This window comes from Aeromonas allosaccharophila, from assembly GCF_000819685.1.
GTDB classification, from domain to species: Bacteria; Pseudomonadota; Gammaproteobacteria; order Enterobacterales; family Aeromonadaceae; genus Aeromonas; species Aeromonas allosaccharophila.
In genome coordinates this window covers 116,755-135,896 of record NZ_CDBR01000082.1, presented here as the reverse complement: position 1 = coordinate 135,896, position 19,142 = coordinate 116,755, and the positions used below count along the sequence as shown (strand labels likewise).

The following is a 19,142-nucleotide window of genomic DNA, read 5'->3' as shown; positions in this document are numbered from 1 at the left end:
CGGCCATTACCAGCCTTGGGATAAAACGGCTCGATGACTTCCACCATGTTTTGCCATGGCAGAATCTGCTCCATGCGGGACAAGAAAATCTCTTTTCTGGTCTGACGGCGCTTACTGCTGAATTCACTGTCGGCGAAGGTAAGTTGATGACTCATGATGAACCCTGTTCCATGGCTCCAGATGACAAACATGATCTCATATCAGGGACTTGTTCGCACCTTCCCTAGGTGACAGGGCTCAGGCTTCGAGGTCGGCGGTAATATCGGGTACAAAGGTCTGACTGGTCAGCGGTGGGCGCTCATACCCTTCGGTCTTGATGGGGGGGAGCTTGATGGGCTCGTAGTGGATCGCCTCGTAGGGCACCTTGCCCAGCAGATGAGCGATGCAGTTGAGACGGGCACGGCGCTTGTCGTCTGCCTCCACCACGAACCAGGGGCAATCCTCGGTGTCGGTGTAGGTGAACATGTCATCCTTGGCGCGGGAGTATTCGACCCAGCGGGAGCGGGATTGCAAGTCCATCGGGCTGAACTTCCAGCGCTTGATGGGAGTATTTATCCGCTCCTTGAAGCGCTTCTCCTGCTCTTCGTCGCTGACCGAGAACCAGTATTTGATCACCGTGATGCCGGAGCGGATCAGCATCCGCTCGAACTCGGGGCAGGCGCGCAGAAACTCGCGATACTCGGCATCGCTGCAAAATCCCATCACCCGCTCGACTCCGGCCCGGTTGTACCAGGAGCGGTCAAACAGCACCATCTCACCGGCGGCGGGCAGGTGGGCAACATAACGCTGAAAGTACCACTGGGAGCGCTCCCTATCGGAGGGGGCGGGCAGCGCCGTGACCCGGCAGACCCGCGGGTTGAGCGGTTCGGTGATCGCCTTGATGACGCCCCCTTTACCGGCGGCGTCCCGTCCCTCGAACAGCACCACCACCTTCAGTCCCTCCTGCTTGACCCACTCCTGCAGCTTGACCAGCTCCTCCTGCAGATGGGCGAGATGGTGCTCGTAGCACTGTTTGTCCAGACGTGGCCGCTTCTTGATCTTCTCCTTCGCCATGCACTTCTCCTTTTGGCATCCTTTCATGGGTGACTTCTTTGAGTCACTGCCAGCTTGCACCAGGGAGGCGTCCCCTGCCAAGGGTGACGTGATACACTGCCCGCCCATCGCTGGCAACAGGAGATAACATGAAGCATTTTATGGAGATAGCGGGCCGCCGGATGGCCTATCTGGACGAAGGGCCGGGCCCGGTGCTGCTGTTTGGCCACAGCTATCTGTGGGACAGCGCCATGTGGGCGCCGCAAATCGCCGCGCTCAAGGGCAGCTATCGCTGCATCGTCCCCGAGCTGTGGGGCCACGGTGATTCCGACCTGCTCCCCGACGGTGGCTGCACCCTGGCCACTCTGGCGCGCGATCATCTGGCATTGCTCGATGCCCTCGGCATTGAGGAGTGCGTGCTGGTGGGTCTCTCCATCGGCGGCATGTGGGGCGTTGAGCTGGCGCACATGGCGCCAGACCGTATCAAGGGTCTGGTGCTGATGGACAGCTTTGTCGGCCTCGAGCCGCAGATCACCTGCGAACGCTACCTTGGCATGCTCGCTGCGATCGAGCAGCTTGGTTCCATTCCGGCGCCCATCATTGAACAGGTTGCGCCCATCTTCTTTGCCAACCAGCCCGATGCCGCCTTGCTGGCCGAGTTCAAGGCGCGGCTGGCCAGCTGGCCAAGCGACAAGATCGCCGCCATGGTGGCAGTGGGGCGCAGCTTTGTCACTCGCGAAGATCGCATCGAATGGATGGAGGAAATCACCGTTCCCGCGCTGGTGATGACCGGCTGCGAGGACAAGGCCCGTCCGGTGCTGGAGGGCTATCTGATGGCAGAGGTACTGGGTTGCCCGTTCAAGGAGATCCCGGCGGCCGGTCACATCTCTTCAATGGAGAACCCCGCATCCGTCAATCAGGCGCTCGGTGAGTTTCTGGCTGCGCTGTAAGCCAGACGCAAGTTATAAACAAGGGAGCCATTGGCTCCCTTGTTGCGTTTGATGATTGGGCCGAAACCTATCGATGCGCCTGTCAGCTGACATTGCGTTACCAGATATAACCCAGCGCAAAGCCTGCATAGAGTTCGCCATCGTGCTGGACGATGGGACTGTTTTTGATGTCCCGATCATACCATTCGTAGTTCATGGCAAACATGCCAATCCAGTTGGGCGTGAAGCGGTAGCTGGTGATCAGGGCCGCCATCGGGGAGAGGGTGGTACCGGTATCCCAGGCGGGCCGCTGGGCGGTCGCTTCACTCTCGGAGATGCCGCCGAAGTAGTAGTTGGCCATCTTGTCGCTGCGCAGCATCAGCCCCATGCCGGGCATGATTAGCAGGTTGTCGCGCAGGATGGGGAAATCGGCCCACAGGAGCAGCTCCTGTCCCTTGCTGCGGCCAGTGACATCACTGTTGGCGCGGATGGTCAGCAGGGCGTAAGGGGTGACGATGTTGCCGCCAATTCCCCCTTCCAGCTGCCACTCACGCTGCTCCATGCCGCTGAAGGCGGGCGAGTCCTCGGGATCCAGATTGCCAAAACGGACCCGGCCATAGCCGTAGAGGGCGACGTTCTCATCCTTGTGGAAGTAGTAGCGGGCCCGATCGCCCAGAAACATCAAGTCGTCGCCGAAGTAGATAAAGCCGGGGATGGCGTAGACGGCGTTGTCCTGCGCTTCGTAGCGGGCCTGCCCCCCGATCAGGGTTGCGCCCACCACCAGCCCTTGTGGCACCGGACTGGTGGGGCTGTCACTGGCCAGCATATCGACCGAGCCGAGATCGATCTCGGCCTGTACCGGGGTCACGGTGGCAAGCAGCAGGGCCATTAGCCCGCCAAGGGTGGTGCGACGTGAAAGGGTCATAAGCGCTCTCTGGGGGTCAGTGGCTGAAGGTGTGGCCGCAGTGGCCGGTTATTTGACGGCATGTGCATTGTCTTCCCGTTTTGGCCAGGCATTGATCACCGCCTTGACCAGGGTGGCGAGGGGAATGGCGAAGAAGACCCCCCAGAATCCCCACAAGCCGCCAAACACCAGCACGGCGATGATGATGGCCACCGGATGGAGGTTGACCGCTTCCGAGAAGAGCACCGGCACCAGCAGGTTGCCATCGAGGGCCTGAATGACCAGATAGGCCACCATCAGCCAGGCAAACTCTGGGGTGAGTCCCCACTGGAACAGGGCGACCATGGCCACCGGCACGGTCACTACGGCAGCGCCGATATAAGGGATCAGCACCGAGAAGCCGACCGCGACCGCCAGCAGCACCGAGTAGCGCAGCCCCATCAGGGCGAAAGGAACATAGGTGGCGATACCGACGATCAGGATCTCGATCACCTTGCCGCGGATGTAGTTGATGATCTGGTTGTTCATCTCGACCCACACCCGGTTGACCAGGGTGCGGTTGCGCGGCAGGAAGCGGCGCAGGCTGCCCATCAGTACCCGCTTGTCCTTGAGCATGAAGAAGACCATCAGCGGCACCAGAATGAGGTAGATCATGATGGCCACCACGTTGACCAGCGAGCTGAGGGAGGCGCTCACCAGATGTTCGCCGCCACTGAGAATGCGCTGGCGAATATTGTCGATGACGGTCTCCACCAGACTGACATCAATCAGCTCGGGGTATTTGTCCGGCAGGGTGCGCACATAATCCTGAGCGTGAGTCAGCATGGCGGGCGCCTCTTTGGCCAGATTGATCCCCTGACTCACCAGCGTCGGGATAAGACCCAGCAAGGAGGCCACCGCCACTGCAATAAAGAGGATCAGAATGACGCTGGTGGCCAGGGTGCGCGACAGCCCCGCTTTTTGCAGCCGGGCGACCGGCCACTCCAGCAGATAGGCCATTACCAGCGCCACCAGCAGCGGGGCCAGCAGATCGCCAAACAGCCAGATGATGGTGAAGCAGAACACCAGCAACAGGAAAAGGGTAACGGCATCGGGATCGGAAAAACGGGTCTGATACCAGCGCTTCAATACTTCTAACATGACTGCATCCTTACATCACTGGGGCTCAAGATGGCTGTTTCGCCCCGACAACCAACTGCAAAGAGAGGGTATTGTCCGGTTGTTGCTGCATCTCGACATGGTGGCCCTGACGGTGCAGATAGGCCGGAATATCCTGCCGGGAGCCCGCATCGGCCAGCCGGATGGTGACGGTTTGACCGCTTTTGGCCTCCCGCAACCAGAGCTTGAGCCGGATCAGCGGCTCGGGGCAACGCCAGGGGGTCAGGTCGAGAACTTCCATGGGGACTCCATCAGGCAGGTGGCCGCTATTATGGCCGTGATAAGAGCGTGAAACAACGCTTGTAGCCCTTGATGGGCAAGGGTATTCTGCCGAGGCCCTTTCTGATGGAGATAGAGATAACGTGGCACGCTTTTCCCCCCTGATGGCATCGCTTCCCCTGCTGGCTTCCCTGATGGGCGCCACGTTTCATGCCGAGGCCAACAACCAGCTTCCCGACATCGGCACGGCCGGGGTGGCGGCCCTGCCTATCGAGCAGGAGGTGCGTTACGGCAACGCCTTTATGCGCTTTGCCCGCGCGGGCCTGCCGATCATCGATGATCCGGTGCTGAGCCAGTACATCGACGATCTGGGTCAGCGACTGCTGACCAACGCAGATGGGGTGCGTTTCCCGTTTACCTTCTTCCTCATCAATGATCCCACCATTAACGCGGCCGCCTTCCTCGGTGGGCGGGTCAAGGTGCACACCGGCCTGTTCCTCTACGCCGACAGCGAGAGCGAGCTGGCCTCGGTGCTGGCTCACGAAATCACTCACGTGACCCAGCGCCATATCGCCCGTTACATGGAGGCGCAGGCGAGCAGCTCGGCAGTGACCCTGGCCGGTCTGGTGGGCTCCATTGCGCTGGCGGTGATCAACCCGACCGCCGGTATCGCCGCGCTGCAGACCACGCTGGGCCTCTCCATGCAGTCTGCCATCAACTACACCCGCGACAACGAATATGAAGCGGATCGCATCGGTATGAAGACTCTCTATGATGCCGGTTTCGATCCCATGGGGATGGCCAACTTCTTCCAGAAACTGGCTGCCGAGTACCGTTACGCCAGCAAGCCGCCGGAAATGTTGCTCACTCACCCGCTGCCGGAGACCCGGATCAGCGAAGCCCGTGCTCGTGCAGGCAGTTATGGCCGCCGCGACTTGCCGCCCAGCCTCGACTTCTGGCTGGCCAAGGTGCGTATTCAGGTGCGTTTTGGCACCGATACTCCGCAAGGGTTGCTGAGCTACTTCGATACCCGGATCCAGAAGGGGGATTACCCGCTCAAGGATGCCGCCATCTATGGCAAGGCGCTGGCGCTGATCCAGCTCAAGCGCACCGACGAAGCGGATACCCTGATGCAGGAGCTGGCGGCCCGTCATCCGGAAGATCTCTTTATCGTCGATGCCCAGACCGACATCGATCTGGCCAAGGGGCGCAGTGCCCAGGCCATCGCTCGCCTCGAGAAGTTCCGCAGCCGGATGCCGGACAACGAAGTGGTGGTGGTCAACCTCGGCAACGCCTACCTCGAGAGCGGCAACTACAAGAAGTCCATCGCCATTCTCGACCCCTATGCCCGCGAGCATGAAGAGAACAATCTGGCTTGGAACCTGCTGGCCGATGCCTATCGCAAGGCGGGCCGGATGACCGAGCTGCATATGGCGCGGGCCGAGATGCTCTCGCTGCGCGGGGATTATCAGGCGGCCATCGACGAGCTGATCGTGGCGCGCGGCACCACCAGCGACCGGATGACTCTGGCTCGTCTGGAGGCGCGCATCACCGAGCTGGAACGCGCCAAGAAGGATCTCGACAGCCTCAAGGGCTAACGACAGCTGGCATTGGCCAATCCAACAAGGGCGCACCACGGTGCGCCCTTGCTGTTTATGGCGGTAGTGTTGATGTGGGTAACAGTGATAGCTGCGATGGGCTAGTGACTCACGCTGCTGCCGGCCGCCTTGAGCATCTCGATGTTCGACGGGTCCAGTTCACCGATCAGCGTTTGCTTGAGCTTGCCCTCACTGTCGAGCAGATAGCTGGTAGGCAGGGCGCCCGGGCGCGGGAAGGGGAGGCTGGCCACCGTATTGGCGATCAGCAGCGGCACCTTGATCTCATATCGGGTTGCCAGTTGCCCCAGCTCTGCCGGGGTCATCGGGTCGTAGTTGATCGCCACCACAGCGATCTCGCCCTCCTCCGCCAGCGCGTTGAGGCGCGGCATCTCCCGCAGACAGGGAGCGCACCAGGGGGCGAAGTAGTTGACCAGGAGCGGCTTGCCGGCAAAGTGGCGCAGGCTGAATGACTGCCCTGTTGCATCGGTAAATTCGGCGGCGGGCGTACAGGCGCCCAGCAGGCCAGCCACAATCAGCCAACAAATTCGTTTCAATTCCTTTCCACTGCCGCTTACCCTGACCATCACTTTCCCCTACAATAGCGCCGTTTCTAGTCCCATCTTGCGATTAATCAGGGAGTTACCATGAGCGAGACCCAAATCTACCACAATCCGCGCTGCTCCAAGAGTCGCGAAACCCTGGCCCTGCTGGAACAGCACGGGATCGCCCCTGATGTGGTGCTCTATCTGGAGCAGGCCCCGAGCGAAGATGAGATCCGCAACCTGCTCTCTCTGCTCGGTTTTAGCGATCCGCGCCAGCTGATGCGCACCAAGGAGGATCTCTACAAAGAGCTGGGATTGGCCGATGTCAGCGGTGATGCCCTCATTCGTGCCATGCACCAGCATCCCAAGCTGATCGAGCGCCCCATTGTCATCAAGAATGGTCAGGCCCGTATTGGTCGCCCGCCGGAGCAGGTGCTGGAGATCCTCAAGTGAGCACCCGCTTCGCACGTTGGCTGACCCTGGTCGGCTTCTTCGGCCTGTTGGGCTGGGTCATCCTCTGGCATCTGTGGCTGTCACCCCACCCGGACCTCAACCCCTGGCTGCTGCCGGTGATCTGGACGGTGCCGCTGCTCTTCCCGCTCAAGGGGATAGTGCAGGGCAACCCCTACACCCACGCCTGGGGCAACTTCGTGTTGATGCCCTATTTCCTGCACGCCCTCACCCTGATCACCACGGATGAGGGGGAGCGATGGCTGGCGGTGGTGGAGCTGCTGTTCACCACTCTTGCCTTTGTCGGCACCATCTATTACGCCCGACTGCGTGGCCGGGAACTGGGCTTAAGCATTCGCAAGAAGAAAGATGAAACCAACTGATGACAAACGCCCCGCAAGGGGCGTTTTTTATGGGGAAGCAGAACTATCCGCGGGGATCACTGTGCCCCTTGCGCTGCCCGATATTGGGCCAGCTGCTGCTGGCTAAAATCCATCAGCTGGGGATAGAAACGCAAAAATCCCGCCTCGCATGTTTGCCACTGCGCCTCATCGAGGGTCAGCAGCGCCTCTCCCAGCGGTACCGGGCGGCGCAGTCGGCGGCCGATGCCGTTAAGCGCTTGCCCCAGCCCCTCCCTGTGGCGGTAGGAGGCGATCCAGTTCTGTTCGGCCATCCGCTTGAGGGGGAGCGGCAGTCCATCCGGCAGATGTGGGTGATCCGCCAATAGTTGGCGGTAGCTCTGCGATAAAAAGTCGGGCAGGGGCTCGGTGCTGAACCGCCCCCAGTGCTGGCTCAGCCAGTGGTCGTAGATCATATCCACCACAATGCCGCCAAAGCGGCGCCAGGGGGCTTCGAAGCTGGCAACGGCCGTCTTGTGCTCGGGGTGGCTGTCGGTGAAGGCGTCGATTTTGCGGTGCAGCCAGATCCCCTCATCGAAGTGGGCCGCAAGAGCGGTGGGCAGCGGCCCCTTGATAAAATCCCCCAGCAGGTTGCCGGTGAGGGAGCTTCGGGTGTGGGCCGCCAGATGGAGATGGGCCAGAAAATTCATGGAAAAGTCGCTTCGCAGAGGGACAGTGCCGCTGAGCCTAGCGGATCCGCTTCCCCTTGCCTATGGCTGCCATGACATTGTGATCGGCAGGAAGGGCTTTCACCGGGCCGCCAATAGTGGGTAAATAGGGTTTTGCCTCGCGACATTTCACCGGATTGAGAGAAGGAGTAGCCATGATGTTGACCCTGATCGAGGGGGCCGAGATTTTCAGCCCCACCCACCTTGGCCAGCAGGATCTGCTGGTGGCCGATGGCCGCATCGCCTGGATGGGCAAGGGGTTGACGGTGCCTGCAAACTGGCCGCTGAATCGGGTCGATGGTCGTGGCAGTTATCTGGTGCCCGGGCTGGTGGATCCGCTGGCCCATATCACCGGCGGTGGCGGTGAGGGGGGCTTTGCCTTTCGCACCACGGAACTCGCGGCATGCGAGGCACTTAAGGCCGGTGTCACCACCCTGGTGGCGGCGCTCGGTACCGACAGCCTGACCCGCACTCCCGCGCAGGAGCTCGGCAAGGTGCGGGAGTTTCGCGCCGCCGGGGTGAGCGCGTTTATGTATACCGGCTCCTACCATCTGCCGGTCAAGACTCTGACCGGCACGGTGGAGTCGGACATCATCCTCATTCCCGAGGTATTGGGGGTGGGGGAGGTGGCCATCAGTGACCACAGATCCAGTGCGCCGACCCACCACGAGCTGGCCAGGCTTGCCAGCGAGGCGCGGGTGGCCGGACTGCTTGCGGGCAAGAGCGGGGTCAGCTTCTTCCATATCGGGGATGGCAAGGGGGCATTGGCCCCCCTGCGAGCACTGCGCGATGAGACCGATATCCCGCTGCGCCAGCTCTATCCCACCCACTGCAACCGCAACCCCTGGCTCTTTGCCGAGGCCATCGAGTGGGGCAAGGCGGGGGGCTGGGTCGACCTCACTACCTCGAGCTTCCCCGATCTGCTGGAGGATGGTGAACGGGTTGCCGCCGATGGGCTGGTCGAGTTGCTGGCCGCGGGCGTGCCTGCCGAGCGCATTACGTTCAGCTCGGATGCCAATGCCAGTCTGCCGCGCTTTGATGGCGAAGGGCGGCTTATCGAGATGCGCTGCGGCCAGATTGCCAGCCTGTGGCAGCAGTGCGTGCGCGCGACCCGGCTCGGTGTATCGTTGGAGAGGGCGTTGGCCGCGGTGACGAGCAATCCGGCGCAGGCGCTGGGGCTTGGCAGCAAGGGGCGTATCGGGGTCGGGCAGGATGCGGATCTGCTGCTGATTCATGCCCGGACGTTCGCTATCGAGCGGGTGATGAGTGGCGGCCAGTGGCGCGGATAAGTCATAGCTAAAGCAAGCGTGCGGTATACCCGGATAACACAAGCCCGACAGTCGTGTCGGGCTTTTTCGTGTTGGCTGCGGGCAAATGCAGTTAGATCGCCAGAAATCCGAGGATCAGGATGGGGCCGAGCAGGCTCAGGATAAAGCCGGAGACGATGGCCACCGGCACTACCTGAATGCCCCCCGATTTCTGGATGACCGGCAGGGTGAAGTCCAGCGCCGTGGCGCCGCCGTAACCGATGGCGGCCGAGGGGTGGCGACGCATCAGGACCGGAATGATCAGGATGGCGATAAGCTCGCGGCCCAGATCGTTGATAAAGGCGGCCGAGCCCAGCACCGGGCCCAGTTTATCGGCCACCAGAATGCCGGAGAGCGAATACCAGCCGAAGCTGGAGCTCAGGGCTAGGCCGTGGCTCAGGGGCATGCCCAGCAGTTGGGCGGCCAGCAGGCTGCCGATCCAACTGCTGACGATGACAGTGAAGGCGATCTTCATCCCCCAGGGATTGAGCAGGATCTGCCGCAGTCGCATGCCGGAGTTGCGCATCTGCACCCCGATGAGAAACAGCAGCAGCATCAGGGCCCACTCGCTCCACTTGTCGATGGGCAGGGCGCGCAGATCCACCAGCAGCCCGAGCAGCACGCCGCCGAGCACCACAAAACAGAGCTGCAGCGACTCCCACAACAGATGCAGCTTGCTCGGCATCCTGGCATCGTTTGCCTCGTGGGTCGGCGGCGTGCGCTGGTCGAGCCACCAGAGAGCCAGCAGGTTACAGACCGTGATCGCCGCCAGCATCACCCCGGCGACCTTGAAGATCACCGCCAGATTGCTGCCCAGGTTCTCCACATAGGCAAGCCCGAGCCCCATCAGAAACAGGATGAGGTAGACCATCTTGCCCAGACTCTGGTTGACCAGCTTGATCAGTCGGGCAGAGGAGAGGGGAACCAGATAGCCGATTGCCAGTGGCAACAGGATCAGCAACACATTGAGCAACATCGAGGCCTCGATCACAAAAACTGATAAAAATACCACCTTATCATTACTTATTGGCTCTGTGTCACATATCTCTCGCTTTCATGGCCGAAAACAGCCCTTTTTTGAGGGTGTTGTTACTTTTTTGCCACAACTCGGCTGTTTGTGAAGGTTCTGTGCGAGCCCGAGTGAACCAATGAAATCAAGTTGATCCGATCGGGGGGCTGATCTTTTGCTCTGCAAGGGGGTGCATAAAGCGATTTTGGAGCCGGTTTGGCACACATCACGCTTTTCTCTTGCCACTGATATGATTGGGGTATAAAAAGGCGGTATCTGAATAGCCATTGAAACGGCTGTTTATGCAAACAAAGTGCTGAAAAATACGCAAAGAGCGAATAAAAATAGAGCGAATTCCCTGAAGACCCTCGTTCTGTATTGTTTTTTCACTATCCGGGTGATATTTTCGCTGAAGGTTGCCATCGGTTAACTTTTTGTTAAATGGACGATGGTTGAGTCACGCCCCCTGCGGCGTCTAGGGACAGACAAGGTTGTAATGGATGAGCGACGTTGCCGCACTGGAAGTACGTGATCTGCACAAATATTTTGGCACCCACGAAGTGCTCAAGGGCATCGACATGACCGCCCACAAGGGGGATGTCATCTCCCTTATCGGCTCCTCAGGCTCGGGGAAGTCGACCTTTCTTCGCTGTATCAATCTGCTCGAAACTCCCTCATCCGGCACTGTCTCGCTCCATGGCGAGCTGATTGCCATGAAAACCAACCGGGCCGGTGAGCGGCAGCCACAAGATATGCGTCAGGTGGAGCGGATCCGCAGTCGGCTGGCCATGGTGTTTCAAAGTTTCAACCTCTGGTCACACATGACCATCATGCAGAACATCATCGAAGTGCCGATCCAGGTGCTCAAGGTGCCCCGTGCCGAGGCGATCGCCAGAGCCGAGCATCTGCTCAACCGGGTCGGGCTGTGGGAGCGGCGCGACTACTATCCCGGCCATCTTTCCGGTGGTCAGCAGCAGCGAGCAGCCATTGCCCGTGCGCTGGCGGTGGAGCCCGAGGTGATGCTGTTTGACGAACCCACCTCAGCGCTGGATCCCGAGTTGGTGGGGGAGGTGCTCGGCCTGATGCGCGAGCTGGCCGAAGAGGGGCGCACCATGCTGGTGGTGACCCACGAGATGTCGTTTGCCCGGGATGTATCGAACAAGGTGATGTTTCTGCATCAGGGGCGGGTGGAAGAGGAGGGCAACCCCAAGGAGATTTTCGCCCATCCCAAATCCGAGCGGTTCAAGCAATTCATCTCCTCCATCTATTGATGGCGGAGTGTCGAGTTACCCAATCAACTGTTTTATCAAGGAGAGATACATGAACAAGCTGATGCTGGCGACTGCCGTAGTCACTGCCCTCGCGTCCGGTAGCCTGATGGCCAAGGAGTGGAAAGAGGTACGGATCGGGGTTGAGGGTGCCTATCCCCCCTTCTCCTGGACCGAGCCCAGTGGCGAGGTGAAAGGTTTTGATATCGACATCGCCAACGCCCTGTGCGAAGAGATGAAGGTGAAGTGCACCCTGGTCAAGCAGGACTGGGACGGCATCATTCCGGCGCTGCTGTCGCGCAAGTTTGACGCCATCATCGCCACCATGGACATCACCGAAGAGCGCAAGAAGAAGGTGGACTTCACCCAGAAGTACCAGCACATTCCGGCCCGCTTCGCCGCCAAGAAGGGCACTGACGTCAAGCTCGACAAGGCTTTCATGGATGGTAAAACCGTGGCGGTGCAACGTGCGACCTCCATGGATACCTACATCACCGACAACTTCCCGAACGCCACCATCAAGCGTTACGGCACGGCTGACGAAGCCTATCTCGATCTGAAATCCGGTCGTGTCGATTATGTGATGGCCGACTCTGCCGCCATCACCGACGGTCTGCTGAAGAAGGAAGGGGGCGATGCCTACGAGTTCGTTGGTCCGAAACTGACCGATCCCAAGTGGTTTGGTGAGGGTGCCGGTATTGCGGTGCGCAAGGCTGACAAGGATCTGAAAGAGAAATTCAACGCCGCCATTCTGGCGCTGCGTGCCAACGGCAAGTACAAGGAAATCAACGACAAGTACTTCGACTTCGACGTTTACGGCGAATAAAACCAGAGGACGTTTACGGCGAGTAAAGGCAGTTCCCTCTCCCTTTGGGAGAGGGCAGGGTGAGGGGACTTGTGACGTTTTACTCAACGACAAGTAACAGGCCGATCGGCTCACCTCGCCAGTAGTCCCGGGGCCCATGTTCTCTGTGTGGAGCAATGGGCCCTATTAATTGCAATGGAGCTGCCCATGTTTGATTTGAAAGGATACGAAGCCTCGCTGCTGGAGGGTGCCTGGGTCACCCTGGAAGTGGCGCTGGCCTCTCTGCTGCTGGCCTTGCTGCTGGGGATGCTGGGGGCGCTGGCCAAACTCTCTCCCTACAAGTGGGCCCGGGCCATCGCCACCGGCTACACCACCATTATTCGCGGCATCCCCGATCTGGTGCTGATGATGCTGCTCTTCTTTGGCGGCCAGGTGCTGATCAACGGCATCTGCAGCTGGGTCAACGAGGCTTACAACAACTGGTTGCTGGAAAGTAATCCCAATCAGGAGTGGGTCTCCCTGCTCCCGGACTATATCGATATCAGCCCCTTTGTGGCCGGTGTCGCGACCATCGGCTTTATCTTCGGCGCCTACATGACCGAGACCTTCCGCGGCGCCATTCTGGCAGTGGACAAGGGCGAGCTGGAGGCCGCACGCGCCTTTGGCATGCGGGCAACTCAGGTGTTTGTGCGGATCCTCTTCCCCCAGATGATGCGCCACGCCCTGCCGGGGTTTGGCAACAACTGGCTGGTGCTGCTGAAAACCACCGCGCTGGTCTCCATCATCGGCCTTGATGACATGGTGCGCAAAGCCTCGCTGGCGGCGGGTTCAACCCAGCAACCTTTCACCTTCTACATGGCGGTGGCGCTGATCTTCCTGATCTTCACCGCAGTCTCCACCTCGGCGCTCAAGTGGGCCGAGCGCCACTATGCGATAAAGACGAGGTAAGCCATGGATTTCTCAATCATTCTCAAAGAGTGGCCCACCTATTGGGAGGGGCTCTATACCACCGTCTGGCTGGTGGCCCTCTCTCTGCTCCTCGGTCTGATGCTGGCGGTGCCCATGGGCATCCTGCGCAATAGCCGCAACTGGCTGATCAAGGGGCCGATCTGGGCCTATATCTACTTCTTTCGTGGCACCCCGCTGCTGGTGCAGCTCTTTATCATCTACTACGGCGCCGCCCAGTGGGAGTGGCTGAAAAACAGTGCCGCCTGGTCGCTCTTCTCCGAGGCCTGGTTCTGCACCCTGCTGGCCTTCACCCTAAATACCGCCGCCTATACCGCCGAGATCGTGCGCGGGGCGGTGCACAATATGCCGCGTGGCCAGATTGAGGCGGCCAACGCCTTTGGCATGACCCGCTGGCAGACCCTGACCCGGATCATTTTGCCCAACTCGTTTCGTCGGGCACTGCCTGCCTACAGCAATGAGGTGATCTTCATGCTGCAAGGTTCGGCGGTGGCGGGCATCATCACCATCGTCGATCTGACTGGTGCGGCGCGGATCATCAACTCCCGCTACTACAGTCCGTTCGAGGCGTTTTTGACCGCGGGTCTGCTCTATATGCTGCTCACCTTTGTCATCGTCTGGCTGTTCAAGAAGTGGGAAGCGCGCTGGCACGCCCACCTGCGCCCGCGCAATGTGTAAGGGTTGATCTGCCAAGATGACCGAAAATGGCCCCGCCTGTTGCAGGCGGGGCCATTTTTCATTTTCGTCGGCTTTTTCATCTTCGTCGGCGGCCCACCCGGTTTGCCAAATAGCGGCCGAGCAGGGAGAATGCAGCACTCCCGAGCGCCGCCAGCTGTTGGCTGCGTGCCTTATCCCCCAGTTCCCGAGGTTTTATGTACCGGATATTGTTTGAGCATCCCGCTTTCCTGGTTATCGACAAGCAGCCCGGCATCGGCATGCATGACGAGAAGGGCGACGGTGAGGCGGTCAATCCGGGGCTGGTCAATCGCGTGAAGGCCGATACGGGTCTGACTCTCTATCCGGTGCACCGGCTCGACAAGATGACCTCCGGGCTGGTGCTGCTGGCCCGCACTACAGAGGCGAATCGCGAGCTGAGCATGGCCTTTGCAGCCCGCGAGGTGAGCAAGCAGTATCTGGCGCTCTCCGATCGCAAACCGAAGAAGAAGCAGGGCTGGGTAAAAGGGGATATGCAAAAGGGGCGTGGCGGCAGCTGGCTGCTGGCGCGCACGCTGGAAAACCCCGCCATCAGCTGGTTTGATTCGGTGTCGGTGCGCGAGGGGCTGCGGCTCTATCGCATCAAACCCCAGACCGGCAAGACCCACCAGATCCGGGTTGCCCTCAAAAGCATCGGCGCCCCCATTCTCGGGGATGAGCGCTATGGCGGTACGCCAGCCGAGCGTGGCTATCTGCACGCCTGGCGGCTCAGCTTCACCCTGGCGGGCGAACCGTTCGACTTTGTCTGCCCGCCCTCACTGGGGGCCGAGTTTGTCACCCCCGAGCTCACGGCCGCCATCGCAGCCCTTGCGCCCTGATGTTTATGCGCCGAGAGCCTGACGCCATGATCCATTCAGCAAAAGAGCGTGATGCATCCAATGCCTCTGACGGGAGCACTCCGCGCTGGATCCTGGCCGACTTTGACGACACTCTGGCCCCCGGCGACAGCCACGCCGGTCTGCTGCGCTATATCCTGCGCCGCCGGATCTGGCCGCTGCTGTTGTTGCCGGTGATTGCGCTGGGGGGGGTGGTCTATCTTGTTCCCAGCCAGCGGCGGCGCGGTATCTCCCTTATCTGGTGGGCCATCACCCTGGGGCTCTCCCCCTTGGAGTGGCGCAAGCTGGTGCGTGGCTATTGTCGCACCAGGCCGGGACTGTTTCGTCAGGCTCGCGATCTGCTGCAACACGAGGGGGGGCGCTGCTGGGTGATCTCCGCCAGCCCCTGCGCGCTGGTGCGAGCCCAGCTCTATCAGCAACTGCCCGGTCAGTTGCCCCATCGGATCATTGGCTCGCAGATGCACTACCGTTTTGGCGGCCTGATGCCGCGCTTCTATTGCCATGGTCAGCACAAGCTGCTGCCGGAGATCTGCGCCCTCGATGCCGAGCTGGCCTTAAGCGACAGCCTGCACGATCTGCCGCTGCTGGGGTTGGGGGAAGAGGCGTGGTTGATCAATCCGACGCCTACGCGACTGCAAAAGGCTCGGGCCCGTTTACCCCATCTGATGGTCAAAAACTGGCAACTGTAAGCCAAAGCTGACAGCCATGCGGGTCGTCACACTTTGATCCGCAGGGTTGTGGCTTGAATGTCACAATCCATTTACATCTTTTGCTGCCAGCTGTGAAAAACTATCTGCGGCCCACCTCTTCTCTTCCTGCTACGCCCTGCCTCTAATGAAACAAGTTGTTAACACTTGTCGCACCACTGGTGCTGCAATCCGTTTTAACCGAATCAAGAGCAAGGAGCGCCCGATGAATGCCACCTCTTCCGCCACCCATACCATCAATCCGCTGAGCTCGAATCCGTTAGGAACGGACGGTTTCGAGTTTGTCGAGTACACGGCCCCCGATGCCAAGGGGATTGCCGCCCTCAAGAGCCTGTTTGTCTCGCTCGGGTTTGCCGAGATCGCCAGGCACAAACACAAGCAGTGCTGGCTCTACCGGCAGGGGGATATCAACTTCGTGGTCAATGCCGAGCCCCACTCCCAAGCGGAGCAGTTTGCCAGCCTGCACGGGCCAAGCGTCTGCGGCATGGCGTTTCGGGTGAGCGATGCGGGCAAGGCCCAGCAGTTCGCCATCACCAAGGGGGCAAAGCCCTTTATCGGCAAGATTGGCCCGATGGAGCTCAATATTCCCGCCATCTACGGTATCGGCGAGAGCACCCTCTCCTTTGTCGACCGCTATGGTGACAAGGGCTCCATCTATGACGTGGACTTTGTCTTCTACCCCGACTGGCAGGCCCGGATGGTAGAGGTGGATGCCGGTCTTGTCGAGATCGATCACCTGACCCACAACGTCCATCGCGGCAATATGGATGTCTGGTCCAACTTCTACGAGCGGATCGGCAACTTCCGCGAAATCCGCTACTTCGATATCGAGGGCAAGCTGACCGGGTTGCATTCACGCGCCATGACCGCTCCCTGCGGCAAGATCCGCATCCCCATCAACGAGTCGGCGGATGACAAGTCCCAGATTGAGGAGTATCTGCGCCAGTACAAGGGGGAGGGGATCCAGCACATCGCCATGGCCTCCAGCGATATCTACCAGACCATCCGCACCCTGCGCAGCCGCGGTACCGGCTTTATGCCGACCCCGGATACTTACTACGAGAAGGTGAATAGCCGGGTCGAGGGGCATAAGGAGGATCTGGCGGCCCTCAAAGAGCTGCGCATCCTCATCGACGGCTCCCCCACCAAGGATGGCATCCTGCTGCAGATCTTCACCGACACCGTGATTGGCCCGGTCTTCTTCGAGATCATCCAGCGCAAGGGCAACGAAGGGTTTGGTGAGGGCAATTTCAAGGCACTGTTTGAATCGATCGAGCTGGACCAGATCCGCCGCGGCGTGCTGGATGGCGGCGAGGATGAGAAAGGTGCCCGCAAAGAGGGAGCGAGCGATGCGTAACTGGATTAACTTTCCCCACCGGGAGGGAACCCACTCCCGTCAGGCCCATGCCGACCTGCCGGAACAGGCCATCTATGAGCGCGAACTGGGGCGCAGCGGCTTTTTCGGCCCCGCCACCCACATGCACCACAAGCATGCCCCCACCGACTGGAGCAGTTGGGAAGGGCCACTGCGGCCACGGCTGTTTGACTTAAATGCCCTGCAAGAGGAGGTGAGATCGCTCTCCCCCTGGGTGGCCCCCGACATTCTCAGCAACCCCCATTGCCGCTACCGGATCTGGCGGCTCTCCGAGGCGATGCCGTTTCTGGTGCGCAATGCCGATGGCGACGAGCTGCTCTTTATCCACGAGGGGAGCGGCGAGTTCTTCTGCGACTACGGCCATCTGACTTTGCGTGATGGCGACTATGTGGTGATCCCCCGTGGCACCATGTGGCGCATCGAACCCGACGCGCCCATGTTCATCCTGATGATCGAGGCGACCAACGACAGCTACCAGCTGCCGGACAAGGGGCTGGTGGGCAATCACGCTATCTTCGACCCGGCGGCGCTCGATGTGCCCGCCATCAACGCGCGCTTTTTGGCTCAGCAGGATGAGAACCCCTGGTCGCTGCAGGTGAAACGCCACGATCAGGTGTCGGTCATCACCTGGCCGTTCAACCCGCTGGATGCGCAAGGTTGGCACGGGGATTTGTGCGTGGTGCGCCTCAACTGGCGGGATATCCGCCCGCTGATGAGCCACCGCTACCATCTGCCGCCGTCGGCCCACTCCACCTTTGTGGCGAGCCGCTTCGTGATTTGTACCTTCGTGCCGCGCCCCATCGAGAGCGACCCCGGCGCCCTCAAGGTGCCCTTCTACCACAGCAATGATGATTACGACGAGGTGCTCTTTTATCACGCGGGGGATTTCTTCAGCCGGGACAATATCGAGCGGGGCATGGTCACCTTCCACCCTGCCGGTTTCACCCACGGCCCCCATCCCAAGGCGTTTGCGGCAGGGCAGGCCTATGCCAAGAAATTCACCGACGAGGTGGCGGTGATGCTCGACACCCGCGATGCGCTAAACGTCGGCAGCCTGTGCGAAGGGATCGAGAACACCCGGTATGTCTCCAGCTGGCAGCGCCCGGACGCTGCTGCCAGCAAATAAGGAATCGCTTATGAAATTGGCAACATTGAACAATGGCAAGCGCGATGGTGCTTTGGTGGTGGTGAGCCGGGATCTGACCCGGGCGGTGCGTGTGAGCGAGATTGCTCCCACCCTGCAGGCCGCCCTCGATGAGTGGGCCGAGCTGGCCCCCAAGCTTGAGGCGGTCTATCAACAGCTCAACGAGGGCCGCGTGGCCGAGGCGTTCCCCTTTGACGAAGCTGCTTGTCTCTCTCCGCTGCCGCGCGCCTACCAGTGGGCCGATGGCAGCGCCTACGTCAACCATGTGGAGCTGGTGCGCAAGGCGCGCGGCGCCGAGATGCCCGAGAGCTTCTGGCACGACCCGCTGATGTATCAGGGGGGCTCCGACAGCTTTCTCGCCCCCCGTGGGCCGATTGTAATGGGCTCCGAGGAGTGGGGGATCGATTTCGAGTCGGAAATCGCCATCATCACCGACGATGTGCCGATGGGGGTGAGCCCGCAGGGGGCCACCAGCCACGTCAAGCTGTTGATGCTGGTCAACGATGTGAGCCTGCGCAACCTCATTCCGGGGGAGCTGGCCAAGGGCTTTGGTTTCTTCCAGTCCAAACCGTCCAGCGCCTTCTCGCCGGTGGCCATCACCCCGGACGAGCTGGGGGATGCGTGGCGCGATGGCAAGGTGCTGCTGCCCCTGCGCACCCATCTGAATGGCACCCTGTTTGGCGCACCGGATGCCGGGGTGGATATGACCTTCAGCTTCTTCGAGCTGATTGCCCATGCGGCCAAGACCCGTCCCCTTGGCGCTGGCTGCATCATCGGCTCGGGCACCGTCTCCAACTACGATCGCAGCGCCGGTTCATCCTGCATCGCCGAGCGCCGCATGCTGGAAATTCTTGATTGTGATCAAGCTACAACCTCCTATTTGCAGTTTGGTGATAGAGTGTCGATCGCGATGGAAGATCGCTCTGGCCAAAACCTGTTTGGCACCATCTCTCAACAGGTGGTGCCTGCGAGCGGTCAGGGAGGTTGATGGCCAGCGCCGGTTGGTGGCAAACCTATTCGGGATATGTCCGGATCACGACGAGCCCTCAACCGGTGCCGGATACACAAGGAGGCAGGTGGCAAGCACCTGCCGGGCTTCGGGCCCAGATAAAA

At 60.5% G+C, this 19,142-nt stretch carries 21 protein-coding genes and 1 pseudogene; 14 read left to right on the top strand and 8 right to left on the bottom strand.

Annotated elements, in window-relative coordinates; translation table 11 throughout:
* A pseudogene (locus BN1115_RS22310) lies at positions 1-155 on the bottom strand (IS5/IS1182 family transposase); the annotation flags it as partial.
* Between the two features lie 82 nt (positions 156-237).
* Positions 238-1,053: a polyphosphate kinase 2 gene (ppk2, locus tag BN1115_RS14335; RefSeq protein WP_042059288.1), complete on the bottom strand. Its 816-nt coding sequence runs from the start codon at positions 1,051-1,053 to the stop codon at positions 238-240.
* Positions 1,054-1,181: 128 nt separating this feature from the next.
* On the opposite strand from ppk2, the gene BN1115_RS14330 reads away from it, so the two are divergent.
* Positions 1,182-1,982, top strand: a complete 801-nt coding sequence (locus BN1115_RS14330; RefSeq protein WP_042657680.1) for an alpha/beta fold hydrolase — start codon at positions 1,182-1,184, stop codon at positions 1,980-1,982.
* Positions 1,983-2,079: 97 nt separating this feature from the next.
* Here the strand turns inward: BN1115_RS14330 and BN1115_RS14325 are convergent, their stop codons facing one another.
* From BN1115_RS14325 to BN1115_RS14315, 3 genes are read right to left on the bottom strand one after another with little or no spacing between them, the layout of a single operon-like run.
* Entirely contained in the window at positions 2,080-2,886 is an 807-nt protein-coding gene (locus BN1115_RS14325) for a MipA/OmpV family protein (RefSeq protein WP_042657679.1), read from the bottom strand.
* A 48-nt stretch (positions 2,887-2,934) separates the two neighbouring features.
* Positions 2,935-4,005 (bottom strand): AI-2E family transporter, encoded by a 1,071-nt coding sequence (locus tag BN1115_RS14320; protein WP_042059293.1) that lies wholly within the window; start codon positions 4,003-4,005, stop codon positions 2,935-2,937.
* A 25-nt stretch (positions 4,006-4,030) separates the two neighbouring features.
* Positions 4,031-4,264, bottom strand: coding sequence for a sulfurtransferase TusA family protein (locus tag BN1115_RS14315; protein WP_042059295.1), 234 nt, complete (start codon positions 4,262-4,264; stop codon positions 4,031-4,033).
* A gap of 121 nt (positions 4,265-4,385) precedes the next feature.
* Here BN1115_RS14315 and bepA point away from each other — a divergent pair, with 121 nt between their 5' ends.
* On the top strand, positions 4,386-5,840 hold the full coding sequence (gene bepA / locus BN1115_RS14310) for a beta-barrel assembly-enhancing protease (protein ID WP_425248050.1): 1,455 nt from the start codon (positions 4,386-4,388) through the stop codon (positions 5,838-5,840).
* A 101-nt stretch (positions 5,841-5,941) separates the two neighbouring features.
* Here bepA and BN1115_RS14305 read toward each other — a convergent pair whose 3' ends face one another.
* Entirely contained in the window at positions 5,942-6,424 is a 483-nt protein-coding gene (locus BN1115_RS14305) for a TlpA family protein disulfide reductase (RefSeq protein ID WP_042657677.1), read from the bottom strand.
* 60 nt (positions 6,425-6,484) lie between these two features.
* Here BN1115_RS14305 and arsC point away from each other — a divergent pair, with 60 nt between their 5' ends.
* Together arsC and BN1115_RS14295 are read left to right on the top strand one after the other, a co-directional pair.
* Positions 6,485-6,835: an arsenate reductase (glutaredoxin) gene (gene arsC / locus BN1115_RS14300; RefSeq protein ID WP_042657676.1), complete on the top strand. Its 351-nt coding sequence runs from the start codon at positions 6,485-6,487 to the stop codon at positions 6,833-6,835.
* On the top strand, positions 6,832-7,215 hold the full coding sequence (locus BN1115_RS14295; protein ID WP_042657675.1) for a DUF2069 domain-containing protein: 384 nt from the start codon (positions 6,832-6,834) through the stop codon (positions 7,213-7,215). Before arsC ends, BN1115_RS14295 begins: the two co-directional genes overlap by 4 nt.
* A 56-nt stretch (positions 7,216-7,271) precedes the next feature.
* On the opposite strand, the gene BN1115_RS14290 is transcribed toward BN1115_RS14295, so the two are convergent.
* Entirely contained in the window at positions 7,272-7,880 is a 609-nt protein-coding gene (locus tag BN1115_RS14290) for an acyl carrier protein phosphodiesterase (protein WP_042657674.1), read from the bottom strand.
* A 176-nt stretch (positions 7,881-8,056) separates the two neighbouring features.
* Between BN1115_RS14290 and iadA the strand changes: the two genes are divergently transcribed.
* Positions 8,057-9,187: a beta-aspartyl-peptidase gene (iadA, locus tag BN1115_RS14285; RefSeq protein ID WP_042657688.1), complete on the top strand. Its 1,131-nt coding sequence runs from the start codon at positions 8,057-8,059 to the stop codon at positions 9,185-9,187.
* Between the two features lie 91 nt (positions 9,188-9,278).
* On the opposite strand, the gene BN1115_RS14280 is transcribed toward iadA, so the two are convergent.
* Entirely contained in the window at positions 9,279-10,181 is a 903-nt protein-coding gene (locus BN1115_RS14280) for a LysO family transporter (RefSeq protein WP_042657687.1), read from the bottom strand.
* 533 nt (positions 10,182-10,714) lie between these two features.
* Between BN1115_RS14280 and BN1115_RS14275 the strand changes: the two genes are divergently transcribed.
* The 9 genes from BN1115_RS14275 to BN1115_RS14235 all read left to right on the top strand — a co-directional run bounded on the left by BN1115_RS14275 (position 10,715) and on the right by BN1115_RS14235 (position 19,017).
* Positions 10,715-11,485, top strand: a complete 771-nt coding sequence (locus BN1115_RS14275; RefSeq protein WP_033138423.1) for an ABC transporter ATP-binding protein — start codon at positions 10,715-10,717, stop codon at positions 11,483-11,485.
* Between the two features lie 49 nt (positions 11,486-11,534).
* The gene (locus BN1115_RS14270; RefSeq protein WP_042657673.1) at positions 11,535-12,308 is read left to right on the top strand and encodes an ABC transporter substrate-binding protein; all 774 of its coding nucleotides are present in this window, start codon (positions 11,535-11,537) and stop codon (positions 12,306-12,308) included.
* A 186-nt stretch (positions 12,309-12,494) separates the two neighbouring features.
* A complete protein-coding gene (locus BN1115_RS14265) occupies positions 12,495-13,235 on the top strand; it encodes an ABC transporter permease (protein ID WP_042657672.1) in 741 nt (246 codons plus the stop codon).
* Between the two features lie 3 nt (positions 13,236-13,238).
* Positions 13,239-13,931, top strand: a complete 693-nt coding sequence (locus tag BN1115_RS14260) for an ABC transporter permease (protein WP_042657671.1) — start codon at positions 13,239-13,241, stop codon at positions 13,929-13,931.
* A 194-nt stretch (positions 13,932-14,125) separates the two neighbouring features.
* Positions 14,126-14,785 carry a TIGR01621 family pseudouridine synthase gene (locus tag BN1115_RS14255; protein ID WP_042657670.1) on the top strand — a complete coding sequence of 220 codons (660 nt, stop codon included), beginning with the start codon at positions 14,126-14,128 and terminating at the stop codon, positions 14,783-14,785.
* Between the two features lie 26 nt (positions 14,786-14,811).
* Positions 14,812-15,492, top strand: a complete 681-nt coding sequence (locus tag BN1115_RS14250) for an HAD family hydrolase (protein WP_042657686.1) — start codon at positions 14,812-14,814, stop codon at positions 15,490-15,492.
* A gap of 223 nt (positions 15,493-15,715) precedes the next feature.
* The gene (hppD, locus tag BN1115_RS14245) at positions 15,716-16,867 is read left to right on the top strand and encodes a 4-hydroxyphenylpyruvate dioxygenase (RefSeq protein WP_042657669.1); all 1,152 of its coding nucleotides are present in this window, start codon (positions 15,716-15,718) and stop codon (positions 16,865-16,867) included.
* Positions 16,860-18,011 (top strand): homogentisate 1,2-dioxygenase, encoded by a 1,152-nt coding sequence (locus tag BN1115_RS14240; protein ID WP_042657668.1) that lies wholly within the window; start codon positions 16,860-16,862, stop codon positions 18,009-18,011. The genes hppD and BN1115_RS14240 overlap by 8 nt, the downstream gene beginning before the upstream one ends.
* Positions 18,012-18,021: 10 nt before the next feature.
* Positions 18,022-19,017 carry a fumarylacetoacetate hydrolase family protein gene (locus BN1115_RS14235; protein WP_042657667.1) on the top strand — a complete coding sequence of 332 codons (996 nt, stop codon included), beginning with the start codon at positions 18,022-18,024 and terminating at the stop codon, positions 19,015-19,017.
* Positions 19,018-19,142: the final 125 nt, after the last annotated feature.